This window comes from Streptococcus sp. HMSC072D07, assembly GCF_001814835.1.
Lineage (GTDB): Bacteria > Bacillota > Bacilli > Lactobacillales > Streptococcaceae > Streptococcus.
Map to the genome: position 1 here is coordinate 28,669 of NZ_KV818037.1, position 11,298 is coordinate 39,966.

Annotated in this window: 11 protein-coding genes and 1 pseudogene; all 12 read left to right on the forward strand. The window is 37.9% G+C overall.

All coding sequences use genetic code 11. The features are described 5' to 3' along the window. Window positions 1–48: 48 nt before the first annotated feature. The gene (locus HMPREF2991_RS03020) at window positions 49–366 is read left to right on the forward strand and encodes a hypothetical protein (RefSeq protein ID WP_070683457.1); all 318 of its coding nucleotides are present in this window, start codon (window positions 49–51) and stop codon (window positions 364–366) included. A gap of 4 nt (window positions 367–370) precedes the next feature. Then, window positions 371–829, forward strand: coding sequence for a hypothetical protein (locus HMPREF2991_RS03025; protein ID WP_070683459.1), 459 nt, complete (start codon window positions 371–373; stop codon window positions 827–829). 59 nt (window positions 830–888) lie between these two features. After that, window positions 889–3,312 (forward strand): hypothetical protein, encoded by a 2,424-nt coding sequence (locus tag HMPREF2991_RS03030; protein WP_180364424.1) that lies wholly within the window; start codon window positions 889–891, stop codon window positions 3,310–3,312. A gap of 12 nt (window positions 3,313–3,324) precedes the next feature. Further along, the gene (locus HMPREF2991_RS03035) at window positions 3,325–3,519 is read left to right on the forward strand and encodes a DNA-binding protein (RefSeq protein WP_070683463.1); all 195 of its coding nucleotides are present in this window, start codon (window positions 3,325–3,327) and stop codon (window positions 3,517–3,519) included. A gap of 2 nt (window positions 3,520–3,521) precedes the next feature. Continuing rightward, entirely contained in the window at window positions 3,522–3,689 is a 168-nt protein-coding gene (locus HMPREF2991_RS10985) for a hypothetical protein (RefSeq protein WP_180364423.1), read from the forward strand. 36 nt (window positions 3,690–3,725) lie between these two features. Further along, on the forward strand, window positions 3,726–4,664 hold the full coding sequence (locus tag HMPREF2991_RS03040; protein ID WP_070683465.1) for a hypothetical protein: 939 nt from the start codon (window positions 3,726–3,728) through the stop codon (window positions 4,662–4,664). A 47-nt stretch (window positions 4,665–4,711) separates the two neighbouring features. Then, window positions 4,712–5,149, forward strand: a complete 438-nt coding sequence (locus HMPREF2991_RS03045; protein ID WP_049510616.1) for a hypothetical protein — start codon at window positions 4,712–4,714, stop codon at window positions 5,147–5,149. A gap of 69 nt (window positions 5,150–5,218) precedes the next feature. Then, window positions 5,219–5,461, forward strand: a complete 243-nt coding sequence (locus HMPREF2991_RS03050) for a hypothetical protein (RefSeq protein WP_049510615.1) — start codon at window positions 5,219–5,221, stop codon at window positions 5,459–5,461. Window positions 5,462–5,471: 10 nt separating this feature from the next. Beyond that, window positions 5,472–5,864, forward strand: coding sequence for a hypothetical protein (locus tag HMPREF2991_RS03055; protein WP_070683467.1), 393 nt, complete (start codon window positions 5,472–5,474; stop codon window positions 5,862–5,864). Window positions 5,865–5,956: 92 nt separating this feature from the next. After that, window positions 5,957–8,293, forward strand: coding sequence for a type IA DNA topoisomerase (locus tag HMPREF2991_RS03060; protein ID WP_070683469.1), 2,337 nt, complete (start codon window positions 5,957–5,959; stop codon window positions 8,291–8,293). Window positions 8,294–8,395: 102 nt separating this feature from the next. Then, on the forward strand, window positions 8,396–9,241 hold the full coding sequence (locus HMPREF2991_RS10910; RefSeq protein WP_070683471.1) for an LPXTG cell wall anchor domain-containing protein: 846 nt from the start codon (window positions 8,396–8,398) through the stop codon (window positions 9,239–9,241). A gap of 20 nt (window positions 9,242–9,261) precedes the next feature. Beyond that, window positions 9,262–11,298 (forward strand): annotated as a pseudogene (locus tag HMPREF2991_RS11135) (GbpC/Spa domain-containing protein); the annotation flags it as partial.

Below are 11,298 nucleotides of genomic sequence, written 5' to 3' on the forward strand. Positions count from 1 at the left end.
GAGTAAAATCTAACAAATTAGAGAAAGAGGAATAGGAGTAAATAGAATATGAAGGAATCCAGTAAAAATAAGCGAATTATGAGTATCTGCCTATTTATTTTAATTGCTGCTTTTATTACATTGTATTTGTTCTTTAGCTTTACAATGTTCCTTACTTATCAATGGTTTATAAATATGGATTTCAATACTGTAAGAACTAATTATGATTATGATGCAGCAAGCGTAGCATGGTTCAGCGTTCTAAGTGCTATTATTTTAACGACAGTGTTGTATCGACCATTATCTCATTCAATCTGGTTCAAACCACTTTGGGATAAATTGGAACACGAAGTTACATCAAAACAATGTGTAGACGAAAGGAAATAAGATAATGGCAAAAGATAGTGTAGGAGTTGTTAAACTTCAACCGTGGGTTATGTTGAGTGGAGAGAAGTATAGTTCAGAAGGAAATTTAGAGGCACACTATTATCATGCAAAAGATAACAATGGTAAGGTGCTTTTTACTACCAAATCTGGCCGACTTAGAAAGAATCCGGACTATGTACTACTTGCTTTACCAGGGGGCCAGAAAGGTGTAATGTATAAACTAGTTGAGCAAGGACGTTACCCAGAGCTACCTAGTGATCCATTTTTTGAAGTTCCTTCACAATGGAAGGTTCAAAATGTAGAACATGAACAAGCAGAACGTTACTACTGGTACGCTTTAGAGGTAGTGTCAGATATTCTAGCTGACCTAGACACCGAAACAGAAGTACCAAGAGGGCAGAGTCCTCGGTATAGTGATATTGACTTGTTTAAGGATAGAGTAAACGTGGATATTCAACAATAATAAATAACGTTGACAGGCTAGAGATAGTCTGTTCTTTTTTTCTTGACTTTATACCCCAAATGGGGTATAATAGTATTATAGAATCAAGGAAGGTAAAAGATATGGTTAGATTTGAACCGACTATCAGTTATTCAGATGAAGCCTCTAAAATTTTTAAGGAGTATCGTGAGTTAAAGGATAAGCAAGAAAAAGCAGAGAAAACACGTCTTTCTAAAGTGATTGCTTATGCTACGTTGAAACTCGATACTCTTACAGAGGATATGGACGAACGTGTAAAAGAGTTCTACAAGGATAATGAAGATAAACTTTGTTATAGTGGAGAAATCATCACGCGCGAATATTGTAGTCAATATTTGAGTGGTAGGAGAGGTGAATTTTTCTTAACTGAAGATTTAATTAACTTCCTCCAGTTAAATCCTGAACACAAAGTAAAGGTAATGGCTATCTATGAAGGTTTTGCTATTATCGAAGTGTATTCCAAGGCTTATATCGTTCCTGAAGAATTATTAGCAATAGTGGAGCAGACAAAGGACGTTGCTATTGGAAACAAGTTGGTTGTAAAAGCAGACAATCAACTTGTTATAAATGATCAGCTTGAGGAAGCAAAAGGGCTAATTGAAAAAGTTTCTAAATTTGAAGATGAAGCTTTCGCAGGGCAACTAGCAGCAATCAATAACTTAAAAGCTGAGATGGAAGCTCAAATTACAGCTATGTATGAAATGCAAGCTAAAATGATGGCGGAACTTCAAGAAAAAATCAAACTTTATGAGCATGATCTTTTGATCATGCGCTCAGACCTAACAGCTTTTGAGTATCGTAATGGATTAACTGTCAACTTCATGAACATCCATAAAGGGGCTAATGCGCCTATTCAGCAGCCTATTATCATTCACCAAAAGCTTATCTACTTGGATGAAGACCTTCCTCGATTGAAAGATATTTATGACGAGCATGCAGGAAGTTTAGAGGTGGCAATCAAACACTCTCCAGCTCTCCTTGAACATATCTGCCCAACAAGCAAAGGGATTACCTTCCTTAAAATGCGTAACTCTGCTGGAAGCTTTGAGCTTAATAATACAGTTATGGAATTTGTTAGGAATACGATGCCAAATGAAGTAGGAGTTTTGATTCGCAATGGAGAGAATACTTGGTTGACATGGCTAGATAGTCAAGACATTTATTTGTCAGAGGACTCTTTCACATCAAAATCTTCTGATGAAGAAACTTCACTATCATTGGTTCAATCTCGCTATTACTTGTTTAATCTTATTATGGGGTTAATTGAGCGTAATCAAATCTTGCAGCTGGATCATGTTCCAACAAATATGTTTTCCGACTCAGGTATTATTTGGTCAAATGCTGACTCTCAGATTACTGATTCCACTTACGTTGAACTAGCAAAAATTATCCCTATTTTAAATCAATATTCTAAGACTGACGATCCAATTTATGTGCTAAACTCGTTTAGAGATAATGCTAAATATACAGGACGTTATGGAGGTGGCACAACTGAACGTGGTCGTGGAGATAATGCTTTGACAGACAACACCTCTGTAAATGAAGGTTTGAATAAAATTAAAGGGATCGATTATTTCTCTAATTTCACCTACCGTTTTTATGTTGGAGGAGAAAAGTATTTGTGGCATTGGGATGACGGTAAAAGTAAAATCAGCCCAAGTCTTTATATTGAGGATGACGAGTTCATTAATCTTAAATTTATCAATAGCAATCTTATCAACTACTACATTCACACCAAACGGATTGGTAGGATTTCAAATTCAGGACGTTACGTCGATTACTCACACATGCTTCCCATCCTTTTTGGGATGAAGCAAGCCTTGGAAGAACAGGAAAAAGTTGACCGTCTCCACATTGTTGCGCAAGACTATGATTTAAACTTGTTAACCTCATTCAAGATTATTCATGACGTGCGAGTAGTAACTCCTCATCAGGCAAAACGTTACTCTAAGTGGGTTGCTGGTTTAAGTGACGAGGATAAGTCTTACTATAAACAGTTACTCCTTATCAATGACCTAGAAAATGTTATCCGTAAGCCTAAAGTTTATGCTGCTGTAAGTAAACCTGTCTATCTTGATAACGAGGATCGTAAAGAGCGAAAAACAACTGAATACGCTATGTTTGTAATTTGTGAAGCAAATGGTAATACAGGAACTATTCTTGATGAAACAAAAGGCTGGCGTGGAAAATATGTTTCTTTTGCCTACGATGAAGTGAAATTGGCTCGTTCGTATTGGGGTGGTGATATTCGAATTAAAACATTCTCTAGCAAAGAAAGTTTTGATAAAGCAATGGCTAAAGATATGGTTTACCAAGACATTATATATCGTAAAAGTGCAAAAGATTGTACGATGGCTAATATCCAAGACTGTTTTGGAGAGCGAGAGTGGTTCTTAGTTGATTTCTTTGATTATGAAGGCAACATCCAGTTGGTGAAAAACGTTGAAGAAATGAATAAAAAGTAGAAGGGGGTATCTATGAAAGTAGATACAGATAAAATCAAAGTGCTATTTGAAAAGGAAAATCCTTATCGGATAGCAAAGGATACTGGACTGGTATTGTCAGTTGTTCAACGTCTAGCAAATGGAGACCGGAAATTAGAGAATGCTAGTATTCGTGTAGGTTCCATACTGACTGAGTATGCGAATGATGTTGTAAAGCAGGAGGGGTAAAAATGCGATTTAAAATGGATAAAGAAGATGTTGAATTGTTTAATTTAGCCTTTATTGGTTTAGGAATATTAGTGATTATAGTTATCGCTGCGATAGTTTTGCAGCCCGATGGTTATAAAAGGCTCTTAAAATTTGTAGAAATAACTTCAGAGTACTTTAGGAGGAAATAACAATGAAAGAAATTTTGGTTAGTGGAGGAAACAACAATGGAAGAAATTTTGGTTAGTGAAGGTAAGAATTTAAGAGCAAAACATGATTGCCCTTTTAGAGTAATCGACTATGTTTTTGACGGTTTAGAATTGTTGTCTGGAGATACAAGAGATAACGTCAAGGTTACAATTTTCGTTCCAGATTACAAAAAGAACCTTGATGCACAGTATTTAGAGTCTTTAGCAAGACTACTTGCCGAGGCAGACGTTAGAAACGAAGTGGTTGAGGAATATGTAGGCACAGATGTTTACGGTGAAGAAATGCCAGTCAACTTAGTTGATGAAGATTTAGAAAATTGTTATTACTCAATCGACTATCGTGGTATGCGCAGAACTACCTTTAAACAGAAGTTAGAGGATTTAAAAAAATCTTTACAAGGTAGGTTGGAAAAGCGTGACCGAGAAGAATTAGAGCGATTTATGGAAGATTTGCCTTGGAAGTTCTTATCTGATACTAGAGCCACAGTTCAAGTTTTGAATGAAATTAAAAGAACATACCACCCAAGGAATAAATACGACGATGCAGATATGTTGAAGAGTATTGAAAATGAATTGTTGTACTACTTTGCATCATGTAAGTTTGATTTAACTGGAAATTATGACCGATATAGTTCTAATTGGTACGTGATCCGTGATATGTTTTCTTCAGGTCAATTCTCGAAACATAGTACACAATCATTTTTGTTTGTAGAAAGTAGCGATTTAAAGACAATCTTGTCTCATGTTGGCCACGGAACTTGTAGATTTTCAGTCTTTGAAGATAAACGATATTTTAATCGTCTATCAATGGAATACCTATCTGTTTTCAAAGGTAATTTCTCAATCACAACAGGGGGACACGATATTGAAGAAGAAAGCACAAAGCTAATCGAGTTAAACGGAACATATAGCATTTATACTTATGAGAATAGTCTGTTTGCTTTTGTAAGAGAATAAAGGAAGAATTGTTGAATAAATGAGGAAGAACATAAGAGGAAAGAAATATGAAAAATACAGACTGGAAAAAAATTACACAAAGACCCCTTACTAGCGAAGAAAAAAAGGAATACGGAGATGAAGTTGAATTCATGTGGGACGGGAAAACCCCTGAATTAGACGAAGAGGTTCTTGTTTACACAAGTGAAAGCGAAGAAGTGTATACAGATATCTGGGTTGATTTTAACGATGGCATTGGTTTTGAAAATACTTGTAGTAATGTTATTTATTGGATGAGTTTCCCAAAACCGCCTGAAATTACTGTTACATATCCACGCTTTGTGGACGTTGACCGAAATGGTGTTTTTCAAAAGGTGTTTGAAACATCTAATGGAAATGAGGAGTGGTGTTCTCCTACTGGACGTGAGTTACAAGAAGGTCCGGATGTTATGGACCACTGGCTCGAATACGAGGACAGTGAAGGTGAACTTCACTACGGTAGATAGTTTCTATCACCATTTTATTTATTAGTTTATTTATTTTAAAAGCCTAGAAATAAGCAAGGAGGAAATTATATGATTTTTGGTTTTATTGTATTGTTTGTTGTAGGAGTGTGCATTTCGTTCAATGGAGTATTTATCATAGCTAAAAATACAGACATCACACTTAGCTGGAGTGGTAAGAAAGATTTCTTTCCAAATCTAACTACTTGGGAATGGATGGTGAGTATCTTTTTAATTATTGTAGGAGGGGGAATGATATACCTATCGTCTGCTGATTTGTTACCGTATCTTATAAATTCATTTGAGCTAAAATAGGAGGCATAGTATGACAGTATTGTATTATTATTTTTTCATAGCAAAGGATAGATTGAAATCCATAAGGGAAAACATTCTTTATTCTAAGAGTTTGCGGAAAGTGCTGGCCAATATAGTTCTTTGCTTTATCTCGCTTATCGCTATTCCTATATCTTGTTCTTGGTTTCTAATATATCTCGCCAACTGGATTTCAATGTCGTTAATAAGTTCTGGATTAATTGAGAATAAAATAATGCAGTTCATGTTATTGGGATTGTTATTTATCTTTTTCATTGAAATAGTCGGTTTACTCATTATCTCAGTGTTGGGAAGTATGGCATTATCTTTTTGGATACTAGCAAGGTACTATTATGAATTTTTTGGTAAAGAATTACTGGACAAGAATAAAAAAAGGGTTAAATAAATTAGCGCTTCTGGAAATCCCAGAGGTGCTTTTTTGTCTATCATAGCTGAAGATAGCTTAACCTTTGCAATCGCTTGTAGTATAATCTAAACATGATTATTACAGCATTAGCAGAGAAAGAGAGCCAAGGTATTGAATATTACCTAGCCTTATCAGAAACCACTAGCACGCGCGAAAAAATCACTAAGATTGCAAAGCAACAAGGGTATCTTGAAATCAAAGCGTGTAAATACATGAACAACCATACACTCATTATAACGTGGGCGAAAGGGCATCTAGTCCGATTAAAAGAGCCAGAGGAATATAATGAGAAATGGAAAGACTGGTCTTTGGAAAATCTTCCTATTGTACCAGACAACTTTGAGTATGTAGTAGATGAAAAGCGCAAGCGACAGTATGAGATAGTCGAGAAGAAACTGAAGATTGCTCAACAAATTATCTGGGCAGGCGACATTGATCGTGAGGGCTCTTATATATCCTATCTTATTTGTAAGCAAGCGAAAGTCTGGAATGACGAGCGCAAGACATTTAAGAGCCTTTGGATTGACGACCTCACGGCTAAGCCTATCCGTAAAGGATTTCAAAATCTAAAGGATATTGACTATCGTTACTTACAAGCACAAGAAGCACAAGCACGCGCGATTGCTGACTGGCTTTTAGGAATGAATAGCAGTAGGTATCTATCGAAGTCCCTTGAGAATAAGCTAGGCTTACGAGTTCCAGAGAAAGAGGGGAAAATCGCATCTGGGCGTATTATTGGTCCGACTACTTACTTTATTTACCAGAGAGAGCAAGAGCGAGAGAACTTTGTAGAAAGAACCTACTATGAACTAGAGGCAACTTTCACACATCCAAACGGTACATATATTGGTAAATACATTCCAGCCGATATAACCTATACCAAGGGAGAACGGAAAGGGAAGAAATGGAAAGGAGATTGTGATACCAGGGAGCAGTGGGAGAAGTTAATCTCCAATCCGTCTTTTGTCGGTCCATATGACAAAGGGGAGATAGTAGAGCTAGAGAAAGAACTTAAAGAATCACGCTCACCTCGATTATATAGTCTGAGTGATATGCAGAAAGCTATGGATAAGAAGTTAGGTATCAGTCCGTCTGAAACACTTGCTATCTTACAAGAGTTATACGAAACGGATAGATATGTTACCTATCCACGTACATCCTCTAATCATATATCGGTAGAGAGGTTTGAATACTTACACGATAGCCTTTATACCATGACACAGTTAGTAGATATCCCTCTATCTGAATGCGTACAGTCTGGCAAAGTCGACGGATTTTACGTGAATAACAAAAAGGCAGCAGTCCACGCAGGCTTAACACCGACCACAGAATTTCCTGCTATGGAGGAGATCGTATCATGGAGCAATGAAAAGCGTACTATCTACATGGAAGTATTAAAGCGCAGTCTGGCTATCTTCTTACACAAATATCAGTACGAGCATACAAAGATTATCACGCAAGTAGGAAATGGGAAGTTCCAGACGATTGGGCGCGTGACTGCTCGTAAAGGTTGGAAAATATTGTGGGAAGATAAAGAGGCATTATTCGATATAGAGAGCGTAGAAGAGAAACCACTGATTAAGGTAGCCTTGAATGACCTAGTTACTCCTCAACTAACACCGATTGAGAAACATACATCTAAGCCTCAGTTATATACCGAAGGGACATTAATCGATGCTATGGAAACTGCCGGCAGACATTTTGAAGATGAAGAGTTGAGAGCAATCATGAAAGAAACCCAAGGTCTAGGAACTGAAGCGACCAGAGCGCCTACCTTGGAGAAAATCAAGAATTATCATTGGTACGTTGTCAAGAAAGGACGTATACATTTAACCGAGTTAGGGCGATTACTTTGTCAGTCTTATTCAAGCGTCAAAATCCTTAGTGATGCGCAGACTACTGCCTTGTGGGAGCAATCACTCAAGAAAATTTCAAGTGGAGAGAATACGAAGGAACGCTTTTTGTCAAATATTACTAGATATTTGAATAGAGAGAGTGAGAAGAACCTATTTAATGATCTTGACGCCTCTATGAGCAAGGTCGATTATCTTCCATATAAAGAGTATATGGAGAAATTGAAACAGTCTGCTACTGGAGAAGTAGGAACGTGTCCCAAATGTCACGCACCAGTACGTTATATCACAAGTAAGAATAAGAAAATATTCTTGAAGTGTTTAAACGGACTACTGACACAAGAGCAGGTGGCGCGTGGGGAAGTAGGAACTTGTGACTTTTTCTTAAGTATGGAGATTGCTGGTAAAAAACTAACACAAAAAATGGCCAGTGATCTTCTCGCAAAGAGAAGGACTAGCGTAGTAAAAGGTTTAAAGAAATCCAATAACCAAGGGACCTTTGAGGCTCGAATAATTCTTAATGATGACCTGAAATTAGGTTTTGAAAAAGGTTAAAAAGCAATTTTGTCTATCATAGGCTAAATTAAGCCATCATACTTTTACTTTTTAAATATTTTAAGGTAAACTATTATTATTAAAAATAGAAAGGTTTTTATTATGAAAACAAAAAACTTAGTTCATGTTGGTAAAACAACAATCTTTAAAACACTTGCAATCGGTTTGGTTGCTGGCGCAATCTTAACTGCTAACGGGGGAGTTAAAGCTGACGATGCTATCAGCACTGAAACACATTCATCTTCTGAAGTGGTTTTGCCATCAGAAACTCCAAGTGTTGAAACACCAACAGTTCCTGCTGAGACTCCATCAGCTCCATCAGAAACTCCATCAGCTCCTACCGAGACACCGACAGTTCCTGCTGAGACACCAACAGTTCCATCGGATACTCCAGCTGCTGAAATTCCTCAAGGCAAAGACAATGCCGGAAGTCTTGATGGTGCATCAACAGTCCCAAGCAAACCTCAAGACAAAGACAATGCTGGAAGTCTTGATGGTGTACCTGCTGACAAACTAGGAACTCCAGACCAATCAGATGCTTTAAACAAATTGCAAGGCAAAGACAACGCTGGAAGTCTTGATGGTGTACCTGCTGAAAAGCCAAAGACAACTGATGAAGCCAATGATCAAGGTAAGTCACAAATTGGAACAACATCTACATCAACAGGACAAGTGGTCCATGATGTAACCAAGGAGCCTGTTGAAACAAATACGGGTGTTTCTATCGTTAGCACTCAAAATGGAAACGTAGTTCTTTCAGATGGTTCTGTGGTTGCGCCTGAAGAAGTTGGCGGAACAGTTAACGAAGATAAGACTATCTCTGTTACTGATAAAGAAGGAAAACTCAAAACACTTCCAAACACTGGAACAGCAGAAAGCATTCTAGGTGCTATTGGAGCTATGTTGTTGACAGCAGTTGGCTACTTCTACAAGAAAGAAATGTTTTAATTAGGTGAAAGGGAAAGGGAATGACAGAAAAAATTCAAGGAACGAAAGGACACGGCTATTTTCGTAAGAAAAAATGGGCCAAAGGCTTAGTATCAGGGATTGCAGTAGCAGGTATTGTAGCCTTCTCTGCAGGAACAGCATTTGCAGATGAAGCAGTACAACCTGAAAGCAAAAATGAAAACAACACATACGCTAAACAAGCTGGTAAATCAACAGGTAGCCAGTCCGTAGCGATCGATAATAGCGCAGTCACAAAGGCTGCTGACAAGGCTAAAAAAGCTGGAGTAGTTGTATCTGAAACACCAAGTGTTGACAAAGGTACAGACACTACTTCATCTAGTCTTGAACAATCTAAGTCTGAAATCAAACAAGATCAGGATAAGCAAGTCAAGGAACTGGAAGAAACGACTACAAAACAAGTCAAAAACAATGAAGCCTTCCAGGAAGCGCAAGAAGCTATTCAAGCTAACAATCAATTTGTAGCTGATGAAAAAGCCAAACATGAAGCGTCAACAACAGTCACAGTGACGAATGACTCTTCGACTGCCACAGATGGGACAGCAACCCAAAACAAGAAATCTACTCAAACAGCTAAACAGGTCTTGTCAGATAACCAACAAGCAGTAACAGAATACCTGGGCGAAAAATCTAAATATGATGCTACTGTTGAACAAGCTACTGCCCTAAACAAAGCGGTAGAAAGCGCATCTGCACAGCTGAAGAAAGAAAAGGTTGACGTTAATGTCATTACTCGTACAGTCTCTTCAGTCGCAGAAGTAGAAACATTGAAGAAACAAAATGAGCAGGCTATTGCAACCGCTAAAGGAAAAGTGGAGCTTAACAAAGCGATTATGGCTGCCTACACCGAAAGTAAAAGAGTTAGTGAACAGGTTAATCAAGATGCTGACCAGAAGTTCGCTGAGTTGAAAAAATCTGGTGTACTTCTCAGTTCTAAAACCCAAGAAGTTTCTTCAGCAGACGAAGCCAAAGAAATTGAGAAACAAAACCAGACAGCTTATGAAAAAGCTAAGAAATCTCAAGCAGATTGGCAGGTGAAATACAACGATCTTCAGGACAAGACAAGTACAGAGGGTTATACCAAAGAAGTTGTTTTGCAAGCTCTAGGACTTTCTACTGCTAACCCTAATGCTACTGTAAAATCTTCAGCGTCAGGTTCAAAAGAAGTTACAACAAGCTATATTGCTTCAACTAGTGGGAAATCAGGCTATTCTCGTGTTCTTGATTCTACTAAGGTTTTGAAATATAGGGATGTAGGTAACGGGTGGACAACTGAAATCGATTATACAGATTTGAATGGATTGACGGTTACAACCGAAGATGGAAAACAACACAATATTTCTCGTATCCATCGAAAATTTCAAATTGTAAACCAAGGTAAAACTGGTCTAAATGATGTCTATGTTTTGAATGATCCAACAGAAGGGTTCGTAGTAGCACGTAACGATGGAACAGGTGGAGCTGCGGACTACATGAATTTCCTTGTTACAGATACCTACTACTACAATGAGGACGGCCAAGAAGTAGCTTTTAAGGCTTCTGAAAAGACGCCTGCTGCCTTAACTTACTCGTCTCTGAACCACAATCCTATCGGTTGGGAAGGTGCAAAAGCTATCAATGGTACCCATGTTGAAATCAATGGCTCAACTGTTACTCAAAACAAGGATTATGGATATGTTTATGCAGAAGACTATAACCGTGAAGAAGAGGTAGGGCATCTTTGGGATACTTCATCCTCAGCGTATCAGTACAAGGGAGCAGCACTAGGTGTGTTCAAACAAGGAACAACCTTTACAACCGAATTTATCCAATGGGACGGGCCAGCAGAGTCAAATGGGCAAACTTACTGGTTTGCTTTGAATACAAAGGTTGTAGCACCAGTTGTTGAAGTTCCAACTACGGCAACTATCGTAAAAACAACTGTGAAACCTGTGAAAACTGACCCTGTATCAGCTGAATTGGTCAAAGGGAAAAATCCAGTTAAGCCAACCTTGGCGCTTAAAACTCTTTCTGAAACCAAAAATCAGAAATTGTCTGCA